Source organism: Bifidobacterium sp. ESL0790, from assembly GCF_029395435.1.
Lineage (GTDB): Bacteria > Actinomycetota > Actinomycetes > Actinomycetales > Bifidobacteriaceae > Bifidobacterium.
Map to the genome: position 1 here is coordinate 2,146,934 of NZ_CP113915.1, position 15,019 is coordinate 2,161,952.

The 15,019-nt window shown below is 58.5% G+C and carries 8 protein-coding genes; 5 read left to right on the forward strand and 3 right to left on the reverse strand.

Annotated elements, in window-relative coordinates; all coding sequences use genetic code 11:
* Window positions 1-46: 46 nt before the first annotated feature.
* The 4 genes from OZY47_RS08170 (at window position 47) to OZY47_RS08185 (ending at window position 6,310) form a co-directional block, all read left to right on the forward strand.
* Window positions 47-1,717 carry an amino acid permease gene (locus OZY47_RS08170; protein WP_277177875.1) on the forward strand — a complete coding sequence of 557 codons (1,671 nt, stop codon included), beginning with the start codon at window positions 47-49 and terminating at the stop codon, window positions 1,715-1,717.
* 309 nt (window positions 1,718-2,026) lie between these two features.
* Entirely contained in the window at window positions 2,027-3,010 is a 984-nt protein-coding gene (locus tag OZY47_RS08175; protein WP_277177876.1) for an Abi family protein, read from the forward strand.
* A gap of 345 nt (window positions 3,011-3,355) precedes the next feature.
* Window positions 3,356-4,969 (forward strand): amino acid permease, encoded by a 1,614-nt coding sequence (locus tag OZY47_RS08180; RefSeq protein WP_277177877.1) that lies wholly within the window; start codon window positions 3,356-3,358, stop codon window positions 4,967-4,969.
* A gap of 150 nt (window positions 4,970-5,119) precedes the next feature.
* Window positions 5,120-6,310, forward strand: a complete 1,191-nt coding sequence (locus OZY47_RS08185; protein WP_277177878.1) for an ATP-binding protein — start codon at window positions 5,120-5,122, stop codon at window positions 6,308-6,310.
* A gap of 178 nt (window positions 6,311-6,488) precedes the next feature.
* On the opposite strand, the gene OZY47_RS08190 is transcribed toward OZY47_RS08185, so the two are convergent.
* The 3 genes from OZY47_RS08190 to OZY47_RS08200 all read right to left on the reverse strand — a co-directional run bounded on the left by OZY47_RS08190 (window position 6,489) and on the right by OZY47_RS08200 (window position 10,396).
* On the reverse strand, window positions 6,489-6,794 hold the full coding sequence (locus OZY47_RS08190) for a hypothetical protein (protein WP_277177879.1): 306 nt from the start codon (window positions 6,792-6,794) through the stop codon (window positions 6,489-6,491).
* A 923-nt stretch (window positions 6,795-7,717) separates the two neighbouring features.
* A complete protein-coding gene (ilvC, locus tag OZY47_RS08195) occupies window positions 7,718-8,773 on the reverse strand; it encodes a ketol-acid reductoisomerase (RefSeq protein WP_277177880.1) in 1,056 nt (351 codons plus the stop codon).
* Window positions 8,774-9,097: 324 nt separating this feature from the next.
* Complete coding sequence (locus tag OZY47_RS08200; RefSeq protein WP_277179248.1) at window positions 9,098-10,396, reverse strand: MFS transporter; 1,299 nt, start codon at window positions 10,394-10,396, stop codon at window positions 9,098-9,100.
* Between the two features lie 1,637 nt (window positions 10,397-12,033).
* On the opposite strand from OZY47_RS08200, the gene OZY47_RS08205 reads away from it, so the two are divergent.
* A complete protein-coding gene (locus tag OZY47_RS08205) occupies window positions 12,034-14,925 on the forward strand; it encodes a BspA family leucine-rich repeat surface protein (protein ID WP_277177881.1) in 2,892 nt (963 codons plus the stop codon).
* Window positions 14,926-15,019 lie beyond the last annotated feature (94 nt).

Below are 15,019 nucleotides of genomic sequence, written 5' to 3' on the forward strand. Positions count from 1 at the left end.
CGATGTATCGCCCGTGAGTCGCAGGAGATGGCGGTAGGGAGCGAATATGAGCAATCACAGCGGCCGGCACGACGGTGCCGGCGAAACCGCGAGCGCGGCCTCAGGCGACACTTCCAGTTCCCGCAACAACACAAAGGTGACCAACAACATGAACGCGAGCGCCGGCACAGCCAACGCGACCAATCCCGCGTCCGATTCCTTATCACAGACTTCACAGACCTCGCAATCTGGGCCATTCGGACAATCCGGGCAACCCGGCCAACCTGCGAAGCCCACAAAACCAGCGAAACAGCCCACGCTCCAACGCTCGCTGAAGAACCGCCATATCCAGCTCATCTCACTGGGCGGCGCGATCGGCACCGGTCTCTTCTACGGCTCCAGCGAATCGATCTCGCTGGCAGGCCCCAGCATCCTGCTCGCCTACCTCATCGGCGGCGTGGCCATCTTCATGATTGTGCGCGCGATGAGCGAGATGAGTGTGGAGGACCCGAACGCCGGCGCCTTCAGCTACTACGCCACGCAATACTGGTCGAAGCGCGCTGGCTTCGTCTCCGGCTGGAACTACTGGTTCAACTACATCCTCGTCTCCATGGTCGAGCTCTCGGTGGTCGGCTCGTTCGTCAACTACTGGTTCCCGGCGATTCCCGCATGGGTATCGGCTGCCGTGTTCCTCGTGGTCATCACCGCGGCCAACCTGCTCGGCGTCTCGAAATTCGGCGAGTTCGAGTTCTGGTTCGCCATCATCAAAATCGTGGCCGTGGTGGCGATGATCCTCGGCGGGCTGGCGGTCATCATCTTCAACCTGCCCACCGCCTCGGGCATCCGCGCCTCGTTCGCCAACTGGTTCACCGTCGGCAACGGGTTCCTGCCCAACGGCCTCATGACGCGCACCCCCGGCCCGAACGGCCAATGGACGGGCCTGCTGATGGCGCTGTGCGTGGTGATGTTCAGCTTCGGCGGCACCGAGCTCATCGGCATCACCGCCGGCGAGGCGGAAAACCCGCGCCGCACCATTCCCAAGGCCACGAACGGCATCATCGCGCGCATCCTGGTCTTCTACATCTTCTCGCTCGGCGTCATCATGGCCGTGGTGCCGTGGAACACGATTGACGGCAAATCCAGCCCGTTCGTGCAGATCTTCGACTCGGTGGGCGTGCACGCGGCGGCCGGCATCCTCAACTTCATCTGCCTGACCGCGGTGATGAGCGTCTATAATTCGGCGCTCTACTCCAACTCGCGCATGCTCTACTCGCTGGCGCAGCAAGGCAACGCGCCGAAATACCTCGGCAAGCTCAACTCGCGCGGGGTGCCGGCCAACGGCGTGCTCACCTCGGCCGCGGTCACCATCATCGCCGTCGTGGTCGTCTTTTTGTGGCCCGAATTCGCGTTCAACTACCTGATGAGCATCGCCACGATTTCGGCGCTCATCAACTGGGGCATGGTGCTCATCACCGAGATGAAGTTCCGCAAGGCCGTCGCCGCCGGGCGCGGGCCGAACCTGCTCGCGGGGCTGCGCGGGCAGGACGCGCTCGACCACATCGCCTTCAAGCTGCCGTTCCACCGCGTCACCCCGTGGGCGGTGCTGGCGTTCATGGCGGCCGTCATCGTGCTGATGTGCTTCTCCCCCAGCTACCGCATCGCCGTGATCGTCGGCCCGATCTGGGTCGCCGTGCTGCTCGTCGCCTACCAAATCGTCTCAAGGAACTCAAGAAAGTAGGCACTTGGCGGCACCAGACGACGTCGCGAAAACGGTCATCTCGCGAAACCCGGGTTACAAAAGTGACAGATAGCGAAGCCACAATGGCGGAATTTCAACGTTTCAGGTTTTGTATCGACCACTTTTGTAACCCGGGCAATCCGTTTTTCTCCGCAGCTATCATATACGCTCAATTGTTCATTATCTGAGATAAACCAATCCCCCGGTTTCGCCCTTCCCGGCTACCGTGTAAACTGGTAATCGTTAAAAGCCACCATTGCCTCTCCACGATGCACACTAGGGTGGCACTTTCATGCCCAAAGGAGCGCCATGCCAGAAGATACCGTACTCATCCCCTATCCTGAGCACAGCGCTAAAGCCACCTCGGAGCTGGCGACGAGACTCATTGACGGCAACCTGCAAGGCGTCACGAAGGAATCTCTGAACCAGAGCCTATCGCAAATAGGCTACTATCGGTTGAAAGGATATTGGTATCCTTTCCTTACTCCCGATAGCACCAATCAAGCAAAGCATATTCTTCCTTTTATCAAGGATACGGATTTCAAAGAAATCTTAGAGAGATATCACTTCGACCAAGAACTGCGCGTACTCGTTTTTAGTGGCATCGTGCCTATCGAAATTTTTTTGAAAAGCTATTTGGCAACCGAACTATCAAAAGCAACCGGCCCGTTTGGCTACATGAATCCCGCCGGCTTGCCAAATTTAACCTATTACGACTGGATCGACTGCCAACAAAAACTAAAAGTTAGGTATTCGAAATCCAACGCTCCTTATATCAAGCATTTCAAAGAGACCTATAGCAATCCATTACCTCCGTATTGGATGCTCGTCGGATGCCTTACTTACGGCGAATTAAAACAGTACTTCTTCTCAGGAGCATCCTTCGAGATACAGCGCCATCTCGCCACGAAACTCCACATAGTTACCCCAAATTCAAACCCTCAATTCAACGGAAACGCCAAAATCTTGTCAAGCTGGCTGGAAGCCCTACGCCGAGCCAGAAATATGGTGGCTCACCACGAACGATTTTGGGATACCCCTAACCTCACTTTTACTTTTCCCAAGCACAGAAGTGGCTCACACGCAAAAACATGGTGGGGCAATGACTGGGACTTCCTACGCGACACGACCGGACCGGCGGCTTTTCTGACGATGGAGAATTATCTGCTGAAACAAATTGGCGACACTGAATGGCAACAAAAATTCATCAGGCTTATGAACCAATACCCGAATATTCCAATCACTCAAATGGGGTTTTCGGAAGATTGGAAAGAGATGCGGCTGTGGCAATAAGCGCCCATCGGGAGTCTCTCGTGAGATTCGGGTTACAAAAGTGACAGATAGCGAAGCCACAATGGCGGAATTTCAACGTTTTGCATTTTGTATCGGCCACTTTTGTGACCCGTGGTTCGCCATATCGTGACACACGGCGGCTGAAAATCGCGGCGGCGTCTTACACTTTCGACACGTCAAGGAAATTTTCAGGCGTTCTCAGTTTCTCCGCCCAACACGTGGTTAGCCGATTCACTCTGTAGATGTTCTCGGCAAAACGAATAACCGCATATAGGCCTTCGTGGCGCGTCAAGCGCGGCGTCGGCCGCAACACGAGCAGGGAATCCCGTGAAAGAGGAGCGCCACATGACCAGCCAGTCGGGCACAACAACAGGCACATCAAGCATCGCCACGCCAACAGCGGCGGGCAGCAACGCGAATAACGCAAGCAACAGAGGCGGCACGGCCAACGCAGGCAACGCGGGCAACGCGACCACCAGCAACCAACACGGCAACGGCAACCGCGGCAACCACGTCGTCCGCAAGCTCAAAACCCGCCATATCTCCATGATCGCGCTCGGCGGGTGCATCGGCACCGGCCTCTTCATGACCTCCGGCGGCACCATCGCGCAGGCCGGCCCCGGCGGCGGTCTCGTGGCCTACGCGGCCATGGGCATCATGGTCTACTTTTTGATGACCAGCCTCGGCGAGCTCGCCACCAACATGCCCGTCTCCGGCTCGTTCGCGGTGTATAGCTCCAAGTACATCGACCCCGCGCTGGGCTTCGCGATGGGCTGGGATTACTGGCTCAACTGGGCGATCTCCGGAGCCACCGACATCTCCACCGCCGCGCTTTTGATGCAGTACTGGTTCCCGAAATCGCCGGGCTGGGTGTGGAGCCTGACGATGCTCGTCATCATCTTCTGCCTCAACGCCTTCGTGGTCTCCGCGTTCGGCGAGACCGAGTTCTGGCTGGCGCTCATCAAGGTCGTCACCATCATCGTCTTCATTGTCATCGGCCTGTTGATGATCTGCGGCATCATGTTCCAGCCCGCCATCGGCTTCAAGAACTTCACCTATAAAGGCGGCCCGTTCATCGGCGGCCTGCCCGCGATCATGGGCGTCTTCCTCATCGCCGGCTACTCGTTCCAGGGCACCGAGGTGGTGGGTGTTACCGCCGGCGAATCCGAGAACCCGAGCCAGGCGGTGCCGAAGGCCATCAACAACGTCTTCTGGCGCATCGTGCTCTTCTATCTCTTGTCCATTTTCGTCATCGCGGCCATCATTCCCTACACCGACCCGAACCTGCTCGGTGCCTCCGACACCAACATCGCGATGTCGCCGTTCACCATCGTCTTCGAAAAGGCGGGATTGGCCGGTGCCGCAAGCATTATGAACGCCGTGGTGCTGACCTCGATCTTGTCCGCCGTCAACACCGGCGCCTACGCCTCAAGCCGCATGCTATACGGCATGGCGAAGGATGGTTACGCCCCGAAATTCCTCGGCAAGACCACCAAGCGCGGGGTGCCGCTGGCGGCGCTGATCACCACGCTGTGCATCGAGGCGCTGGCGTTCTCAAGCAGCATTTTCGGCCCGAAATTCTACATGTGGCTCGTCACCGCAACCGGCCTCACCGGCTTCATCTCGTGGATGGGCATCGCGCTGAGCCACCTGCGTTTCCGCCGCGCGTTCAAGCTGCAGGGTCACAAGCTCTCGGAGCTCAAGTACCACGCCAAGCTCTTCCCGCTCGGGCCGGTGCTCGCGCTGGTGATCTGCGCGGTCGTGATCTGCGGTCAGGATATTCCGGCCTTCGCCTCGGGCAACTGGGGCGAGCTGCTGATGACCTATTTCAGCGTCATCCTCGTCGCCATCCTCTACTTCGGCTTCAAGTTCACGCGCCACACCCACATCGTCAAGCTGGCCGACATGGACGTCTCCTCCGCTCGCCCCGAGGTGTTGCGCGAACAGAACCGCGCATAAGCCAAGTGAACGATAATTCTGTCAGTCTATTGACACTTTTACGCTCAAGTGCAAAGTTTTGTCAGTTGACTGACAGAACTTTCGATTTTCTGCTAAAGTTGTCAATAGACTGACAGGTTTGGAAGCAGAGGCACGACGGGGGGCTGAACGATGATCGATCGTCCTTATTACTTGGACTGGCTGGAACGCTGGCGCGACAAGGAACCCATCAAAGTGGTCACCGGAATGCGCCGCAGCGGCAAGTCGAAAATACTCGAGATCTTCCGCGAGCGCCTAGCCAAGAACGGCGTAAGCCCCGAGAATATCATCGCCATCAATTTCGAAAGCCTCGAAGAGGCCTACCCAACCGAAGCCAAACCGCTTTACGACTATATCGTCGAACGCCTGCAACCAGGCCAAAACTACATCTTCCTGGACGAAATCCAGCATGTCGAGCATTTCGAGAAGGCCATCGACGCGCTATACATCCACAAAGACACAGACATCTATATCACCGGCTCGAACGCGAAGCTACTCTCCAGCGAACTCGCGACGCTACTCACCGGGCGATACGTGGAACTGACCATGTTCCCGCTTTCGTTCGCCGAATACCGCACCACGCGGCCGGAATCCGATACCGCCGATCAGTCGTTCGAACGCTATCTCACCTACGGCGGCCTGCCTTATACCACGTACCTCGACGACGAGCAGAGCATCGCCGACTACCTCGGAGGCGTGTTCAACACGATCCTGGTGAAAGACATTGCGGTGCGGCACCCGAAAATCGACATGCCCGCTTTCAACGAAGTCGCCGCGTTCCTGGCGGACAACGTCGGCAATATCACCTCGGTCAAGGGCATCGCGGACACGATGAAACAGGAGCATAACGGCATCTCCCCCAACACCGTCCGCGAATATATAGCCGCGCTTTGCGAAAACTACCTGCTCTTCAGCGCCGGCAGGTACAACATCAAAGGCAAAGCCTATATGAAAACGCTTGAGAAATACTACTTGGGCGACCCCGGCTTCAGGTTCTGGTTCCTCGGCAAGTCGGGCGGCGACACCGGCCATCGCATCGAAAACGTGGTCTACCTTGAGCTGCTGCGCCGCTACCGCACCGTCTCCATCGGCAAGGTCGGCAACAAGGAGATCGATTTCTGCGCCACCGACGCCGAAGGGGTGCACTACTTCCAAGTCTCGCAAACCGTGCTCGACAACGCGACGCTGGCCCGCGAACTCGCACCTCTGCAAGGCATCGACGACAATCACCCCAAAACGCTGCTGACCTTGGATCGCATCGGCAACGGCGACCACAACGGCATCAAACAGGTCAACTTGCTCGACTGGCTGCTGGAGCTTTAGGCCCCGGTTTGGTCGAGACGCCGGAAAGAAACGAAAATCGATCGTCAAGTATCGATCGTCACGCGCCGCGGTGAGCAGGTAATGCCGAAGAACGTAAACATCGAGATTACCCGCCCACCGCGTCACCGGCTCAAAAGTTGCGATGAGGAGCCTGGACCGTCACGCCGAACCGCACTCGTCAGGCGCTGAGGGCCGCGTGCTGGGCGACGCCATCGGCTGGGGCGGTGAGGAGCATCGCGGGATACGCGCCGTCGGCGTCCTGGACGTCCTCTTCAGGCTCCAGGTAGACCGCGGAGATGGTGCCGGGGTTATCGGTCACAATCGTCACCGTGGTCATCGCCTTGAACGTGGCGAAAACGGCGGTCGCCACGAGCAGGAACATGGCCAGGAGCAGGATCGCGTTCTTCACCCGCTCTCGGGTGAGGGCGCTGGCACGCCGCTTTGCGTAGTTGATGCGCTTGGGGAATTTGGCTTGGTTTCTCATGGTTCTCATCCTTAAAGCAGAGACAAGGTGACCCGTGAAACTGCGTTGTATATTTCCTTTTTATGCACTCCTTTATGAAATGTCTAAGAAGCATATCGCATGATTGCCTCATCGCGAATTCGGGTTTTGCGCAGAATGACGCGCCTTTGCACCGTCAACGTTTGACTGTATTACATGCTAATTACGATGTGATACTTACTTATCATTCGATAATTAGACCTGAATCACACTGGCGCTGCTGTTTGACGTAGCAGACGCATTGTAATGCGCGTCACAATCCCCGACATTACAGGGCGCAACGCATCATCCACCAAACGAAACAAAAACGGGATCTACAGCACGCCCAACGACGTTTCAGCGCCATCACCGAAACGAAATTACCTTATTTTCTGGATATTTACAGTATTTTTATGCTTGATATTGCATATATTCATACTGCTACGAAGCCTATCGGAAGCCACGACGGAACAGGGAGAGGGAGACGTCGGCCAACAGCCTATCCCTTACAAAATCGCCGACCAATGCCCAAAACAAGCCACTCATCAACACTTAACGGCCCATTTCCAGCACAACCAGTAATCTGCGCCAGAAACAAGCCACCCACCGACACTCAGCGGCCCATTTATGGCACAACGACCGATTCGCGCCAGAAACAAGCCACTCACCAACGCTCAGCGGCACAAAAATGGCGCAACTTGATAGACGACGGGGCAGGAGCTGGCATAAGCAGGCTACGGGGCTTGCGCTGCGGCAGATCCGTGGCGATACGCACCAGCAAACACGCACAGAGCACGAGATACAAGACGGAAAACATAAAAAAGGTTGCCACCCGATTGAACCGGGTGGCAACCTCTTAACACTTGGTGCCGTAGCGCTTTCGCAAGCTCAGCGCGTTAGCGACTCACAGCGAGCCTAAAGCAAGCTCACTTCTGAACCTGCGTACGGGCGATGTCGCCGTTGAAGGACTCGTTCTCGTCGGCGTCGGCCGACTTGCCCTTGAGCCAGGAGAACATCGAACGCAGCTTCGGGCCGACGGTCTCGATGCGCTCGTGGCTGTACTTCTGCTGCAGCTCCTTGAAGTGCGGGGCGCCCTTGGCCTGGTCGTCCATGAACTCCTTGGCGAAGGAGCCGTCCTGAATGCGCTGGAGCTGATGCTCCATGTTGTGGCGGGTATGCTCGTCAATCACCGTGGAGGTGAAGTCGCCGTACTGAGCGGTGTCGGAGCAGGACCAGCGAGCCTTGTTCAGGCCGCCCTCGTTCATCAGGTCGACGAGCATCTTCAGCTCGTGGCAGACCTCGAAGTAGGCGATCTCCGGCTGGTAGCCGGCATCGGTGAGGACCTCGAAACCGGTCTCGACCAGGTGGTTGACGCCGCCCATGAGCACGTCCTGCTCACCGAAGAGGTCGGTCTCGGTCTCTTCCTTGAAGGTGGTCTTGATGGCGCCGGCGCGCAGGGCGCCCAGAGCCTTCGCGTAGGCCAGGGTGATATCCCAGCCGTCGCCCTTGTCGTCGTTCTCGCAGGCAACGACCACCGGCACACCACGGCCGGCGACGTACTCACGACGGACGATGTGGCCCGGGCCCTTCGGCGCGACCATGAAGGTCATGTGGCCCTTGCCCGGCTTGATGTAACCGTAACGAATGTTGAAGCCGTGCGCGAAGGCGAGCGCCGCGTCGGGCTTGAGGTTGGGCTCAACCTCGTCCTTGTAGATCTGACCTTGGTACTGATCGGGAGCCAGGAACATAACGATGTCCGATTCCTTGACCGCGTCGGCGACAGGCTTGACTTCCAGGCCCTGCTCCTTGGCGTATTCGACGGACTTGGAGGTAGGCCGCAGGCCGACGACGACATCCACACCGGAGTCGCGCAGGTTCAGCGCGTGAGCGTGACCTTGCGAGCCGTAACCGATGATGCAGACCTTCTTGCCATTGAGAACAGAGAGATCAGCGTCGTCCTCGTACCAGATTTGTGCTGCCATAATATGCACTCCTTGCATAATTCATTATTATTTTGCCGCGCAACGGCAATCTGCCTGCCACGGCCTAGAAACTGGCTCTTGATCGAATGGGGATTTTGTCCCTGTTAGCTGCCAATTGTAACGCGCGTCACAGCCGCAGCAGCGACGCCGTCCAATACGCGAACAGCTATTTTCTAGCTATTTTTCAGGGACTCGATTCGCCCGAACCGAGCCAGTTTCCAAGTGTTCATTTGACTATGTTCAGTTATGGATTTTCAGTTATAAAGGTGATTTCGGCACCAAGCCGAAGCGGGTGCCGAGAACCGGCCACCAGCCCACCGCGCGTCAGGCGGTGAAGTCGGTGTCCTTGGTCTCTTTGCAGGTGAGCAGGGCGACCAGGCAGCACACGGCCATCACGGCCATGTAGAGACCGACGGACCGCACGCCCCAGTGGGACGAGAGCCAGGTGGCGACGGTCGGGACGAAGGCCGCGCCGACGATGGCGGCGAGGTTATAGCCCAGGCCGGAGCCGGAGTAGCGGACGTTGGCGCTGAAGAGCTCGGGCAGGATCGCGCCGACGGGGCCGAACGCGATGCCCATCAGGGCGAAGCCGACGCACAGGAAGACCATGATCTCCACGAAGTTGCGGTGACCCATCAGCAGGTACGGGAAGACGAACGAGAACACGACCAGCGCGATGGCGGAGAACATCAGCACGCGGCGACGGCCGAGCCTGTCGGCGTAGACGCACGAGAGCACGATGAACAGCGCGAAGACGCAGATGGCGGCCATGAGCATCAAGAGGTACTCCTGGTTGGTGAAGCCGAGGCCACCGCCGCCTTCCGCCTTGGTCTTGGTGCCCCAAGCGAGCGACCAGGTGGCCAACGTATAGAAGAGCGTGTAGGTGACCGCGACGATGAACGTGGCCTGCAGGACCTGACGCCAGCTGGTGCGGAAGACTTCCTTGAGCGGGGACTTGACGGTCTTTTTCTGCTCCTGGGCGAGACGGAAGATCGGGGTCTCCTCCATCTGGACGCGGACGACGAGGCCGACCACGACGAGCACGATGGAGAGTAGGAACGGCACGCGCCAGCCCCAGGCGAGCATCTGCTGGTCGCTGCAGAAGGATTCGAGCAGGAAGTAGGTGCCGTTGGAGAGGAAGAAGCCGATCGGTGCGCCGAGCTCGGGGAACGAGCCGTAGAGCGCGCGCTTGTTGGCCGGGGCGTTTTCCGTGGCGACCAGCGCCGCGCCGGACCATTCGCCGCCCAGCCCGATGCCCTGGATGAAGCGGCAGAGGCAGAGCACCGCGACCGCGAGCAGGCCCCACTGGCTATACGTCGGCAGGCAGCCGATGAGGAAGGTGGAGAGGCCCATGGTCATCAGGCTGACGACCAGCGTGGTCTTGCGGCCCATCTTGTCGCCGAAATGGCCGAAGATCAGCGAGCCAAGCGGGCGGGCGATGAACGCGATGGCGAAGGTCAGGAGGCTGACGAGCAGCGCGACGGTCGGGTTGGTCTTGTCGGAGAAGAAGATCTTCGGGAAGTAGTTCGCCGAGGCGGTGCCATAGGCGTAGAAGTCATAGAACTCAATGGCCGTGCCGACCATCGACGCGGCGATGACCGTGCCGACCGAGTCGTGGGCCATGTCCTGAAGTTTCTCCTTGCGCACGGTGGCCACATCTGTGGCGTTCGCCGTGGTCGCGTCGGTTGCCGCGGTCGATCTGCTCGCCGCCGCGTCGCCGCCTTTCGCAGTCGTTTCGTCGACTGATGTCATGATGCTCTCCTCCGATACTCTCCGTATCGCTTCGTCTTCTGTTGTTTCAGTTATTTGATTATTTGGTTATCGGACAATCGGCCATACGAGATTCGCCGGGAATCCTCGTGCGTGAACCTGAACATCACCGCTGCTGCCATTTTGTGGAGTTCGGTAATAAATAAGCCCCGCTTTTGATTGCAGGGCTCAGAAAGCTATAACACTGATATTTCTGATATCTTCGCTTGCTTCGTTTACTTCGTTTGGTAAACGTTTCGCTTAGCTGCCCTGCCTTCATTGGCGGGGCTCAAACTGAATGCTAGAATTCAGACCGCCAACGAAGACGGGCTAATAATTCGTGCAGCGACAGCTGATACGACAGATACAACATAACCATTCATCAATCCGTACATCGTGGCGACCTCCTCTCGGCACTCATCAAGTTCTCGCGAGCCGTTTGCTCGTGTAGTTCGTTACCATAGGAGACTAACCACGCTAGCACCCGCGATCGTCTCACCATGTGGACGCGAGGGCAAGGTCGTTTCGCAGGCCTACAGTGCCGCCAGCGTTAGGAGCTGCTCAATTCGGAAGTGGGCGAACAGAAAACAACGCTCGCGCCAGAAAACGCTTCAAACGGCGCTCTGCGTCATCGACATTTATCTTCGACATTTATCTTCGTCATCGACATAAAAATGTCGATGATAGTGACGGGCGAGCATGCCGACCCAAAAATTGGAATGGACTAGACACTGGGACGAAGTGCCGCAGCCCGGTGTCGGCGTATCGGCTCAGTTGCGGGACGAAGAACGCCGGAACCAACGGTTCTATCCGTTCGTGATTGGGATCTGGAGGAGCCCCAACTTCCCGGAGTTATCGGATTATAGATAATATTTGTCATACCTTTTTGAATTTTTCGTGAGTTTAGTCATACTTAATGTTACAATTTGACCTGTTGTTGCTAGTTTTTAGTACAGAAATTATTGAAGGGAAACGGTATTTGTCATGGCTGGACGCAATCGCGTGGTTTGCGCTTTCACGGCACTTGCCGCCGTGGTATCGCTTGCGGTAGCGTCGCCTTTGGCGGGTGCGGACCAAAATAGCACCGAAATCTACCCCCCCCCGCGGGCCTGACCCAAAAACGCGTTGTAACAGACACGTCCGAAAACCCAGCGTCCTCACCCCAGTCTGACGCAGGAGAATCGCTCTCACAGAACCCTGCCGGCACCTCCCAGCAAAACCCCACTTTTCCGCAAGGCCAGTCGTCCCTTCCCTCCGGATTATCACCATTGACTAGGTCGCAGCCTCTGGTCGGCCCGCAGTCAGTCACCTGCACCGAGACTGGGGACAGGACTTGGTACGCCCTGCATTGGAACAAGCACGTTGACGGGGACAACTGCGTGCTCGAACTGGTAAGCGGAATCACACCGGGACGCATACCACCATGGATCAATGATGGGGAAGTCACCAGACTCCTCGTAGACCCTGGGGTGCGAGCATCAGGGGATTGTAGCGCTATGTTCTACAAATTAATGAACCTCAGAACCGCCGATGTCGGCAACCTTGATACATCGGCGGTGACCGATTTCTACCAGATGTTTTATGGCTGCTCGAAATTAGTGGGACTCGATCTCAGCAATTGGAACACAAACCGCGCCAACACTATGGGCGGCATGTTTTATGGCTGTTCTGAATTACGAACAACCGGCGCTCCCGGATTGCATATCGCGCCTGGAACGAACACCACGCTCGGGGGGCCTATGTTTTATGGCTGCAACAAGTTTATATATTGCACAGACCAAGGCGACCACCAGTGGGTCGGATACACTTGGAACAAACACGCCGCCGACGCTGGTTACAGTTGCGTGCTCGAACTTAAGAGTGGCACAATCCCCGACCATACGGGCACCGATGCCGCCACCCAAGTACCTTGGAGCGGGGACAGCAACATCACCAAACTGATAACCGATTCGGGAGCTGCGCTGTCGCCCACCGGAGGACGCTACCTGTTCGCCAACCTACCCAACCTGGTCTCGGCCGACGTGACGCACATGGACGCCTCGCAGGCGCAGGACGTGAGCTCGCTGTTCTGGAACGACCCGAAGCTAGAGACGGTCACCGGTACCGCCGCTTGGACCTGGGGCATGGAAGCGAAGCTCACCACTATGGCCAATCTGTTCAAGGCGTGCTCCAAACTCACCACCATCGACCTCAGCGGATGGGAAACGGACAAGGCCCAAGACATGAGCCACATGTTCGACGGGGACGCCAACCTCACCAATATTATCGGCATCAACGACTGGACCAGAGGCACCACAGACACACTCACCAGCATAGCCAGCATGTTTAACGGATGCGCCAAACTCACCACAGCTCTCAATCTCAGTGGATGGAAAACTGGGTTGGTCACCGACTTGAGCAACATGTTCGACGGGGACGCCGCACTGACCACCCTTGACACCACCGGCTGGAGCATCGTTAGCGCCACCACCACCGCCAACATGTTCAACGGATGCGCCAATCTCAGCGAAATCACGGGCATCAACGACTGGACCAGAGGCACCACAGACACACTCACCAGCATGGCCAACATGTTCAACGGATGCACCAAACTCACCAATCTCGACCTCAGCGGGTGGAAGACAGGACTGATCATCAACATCACCGGCATGTTCAACAGCTGCGCCAACCTCACCAGCCTCGACCTGACCGGCTGGGATACCTCGCAGGTCACCAACATGGCAGGCCTGTTCCAGAACCTCGATAAACTGCCGACAATCGCCGGCATTAGCTCCTGGAACACCTCGCGCGTCACAAACATGGCATCTATGTTCCAGGGGGATGCAGCCCTGGTAGGCGAACCAGACCTGCCTGGCGAAACGCACCCTACACCCAACGGGCGCACCCTTAATCTCTCCACATGGGATACCAGCAACGTCACCGATATGCGCTTCATATTCCAGAGCTGCACATCCTTGGAGTCCCTAGACATCTCGGGATGGAGCACGGCTAGTCTTGGCAGCCACGACGACATGATTGATGACGACGGCCACCACATGCCAAACAATTCGCAGATGATCGAGTTCTGTCCCAAGCTCTACCGCGTCAAACTCGGCCCGGACATCGACTTCAGCATGCACAGACAATCCAGGTTCACATCCGTCTGTGATCAGGGATCATGCTGGAGCGGCACCGACTACGCCTTTTCCTCGCCCCTCCACCACAGGCTGGACACCAACCACCCCGAATGGGAATACGATCCGGTCTACAAAAACCTTGACGGGACCGCGTATCTGCGCGGCGCCGAATACGGCAACATGACCCCCGGTCGCTTCCCCAACCCGGAATGGATCTACCTAATCAACACGCACTACGTGGACGCCTGCTCGAACGGTGAGGCGGTGCCGACCACGGTGATGTGCCCGTCGGCCAGCAAGGAAGGCTACAGGCTTACCGGGTGGAAGAACGGCGACAACGGCAAGTACAAGCCCGGGAGCACCGTCCCCTACGCGGTGCCGGGCAACACGCTCGCGCCCGTGTGGAGCCCGCTCGTCCCGCCCGGGGTCAGCAAGGCCACCCCGCACGCCGACGGGAGCCTCACCGTCGGAGGCGGCATGCCCGGCGGCACCCTCACCGGCGACAAGTACACCGCCACACCCTACGCGGCCGCCTCGGGCGGAAGCCCGGGCACCAGCGCGGACAGCGCGACCGTCACCGGCCTGACCGCCAGCGCGCCCGAGGACGGCACGTGGACCGCCGACTACACCAACGCCACCAACCCCTACCCCGCCGACACCATCGGCAACGGCACGAACGTCTGGTTCACGTCCAAGCTCACCCAGGCCGACAACACCACCAGCGGCGAATCCGGGCGCAAGAGGCTCACCGTCGACACAGTCGCGCCCGGGGCCGAGCAGGTCAGGATCGACGCGCCCAGCGGCGCCACGCCCGGCTCCAGGGCCAGCGTCACCGGCGTGACCTGGACCAGCGGCCACTCCTCCACCCAGACCGCGCGAGCCATCGAGGCCGGCGACCGGATCGTCGTCACCTGGCCCGACGGCACCAAATCCGGTGCCGACAACGACGGGGACCCGCTGCCCACCATCGACCCCGGCAGTATTGTCAGCGGCCCGAACGGCTACTTCGCCGTCGACGTGCCCGCCAGCCAGACCCTGAGCGGCCAGGCCACCATCACCGTCTACGACAACGCCGACGGCGACGGCACCGACCCCGACCACCCGGCCGGCGTCGAGAACAAGGCCAACCACGCCGACATCACCATCAAGCTCACCCCACCCACCGTCAACAAGCTCCCCCTCACCGGCCACCACTGGCAAGCTGACGGCGTCATCACCTTCGCCGCCATCGCGGTACTCGCCGCCACCACCGGCGCCTACGCCCAACGCAAACGCCAACGCCACTAAACCCACCACACCAACTGGATACATCCGCACGCTCACTCGGCCACAACGTACTGATGTATCCAGCTGCCCTTTGGGCTGGATATATCAGTACGCT

Excerpts from the sequence above, each read along its gene's own strand:
- OZY47_RS08170 (WP_277177875.1), top strand. The coding sequence starts at position 47 with ATGAGCAATCACAGCGGCCGGCACGACGGTGCCGGCGAAACCGCGAGC.
- OZY47_RS08175 (WP_277177876.1), top strand. The coding sequence starts at position 2,027 with ATGCCAGAAGATACCGTACTCATCCCCTATCCTGAGCACAGCGCTAAA.
- OZY47_RS08180 (WP_277177877.1), top strand. The coding sequence starts at position 3,356 with ATGACCAGCCAGTCGGGCACAACAACAGGCACATCAAGCATCGCCACG.
- OZY47_RS08185 (WP_277177878.1), top strand. The coding sequence starts at position 5,120 with ATGATCGATCGTCCTTATTACTTGGACTGGCTGGAACGCTGGCGCGAC.
- OZY47_RS08190 (WP_277177879.1), bottom strand. The coding sequence starts at position 6,794 with ATGAGAAACCAAGCCAAATTCCCCAAGCGCATCAACTACGCAAAGCGG.
- ilvC (WP_277177880.1), bottom strand. The coding sequence starts at position 8,773 with ATGGCAGCACAAATCTGGTACGAGGACGACGCTGATCTCTCTGTTCTC.
- OZY47_RS08200 (WP_277179248.1), bottom strand. The coding sequence starts at position 10,396 with ATGGCCCACGACTCGGTCGGCACGGTCATCGCCGCGTCGATGGTCGGC.
- OZY47_RS08205 (WP_277177881.1), top strand. The coding sequence starts at position 12,034 with ATGAACCTCAGAACCGCCGATGTCGGCAACCTTGATACATCGGCGGTG.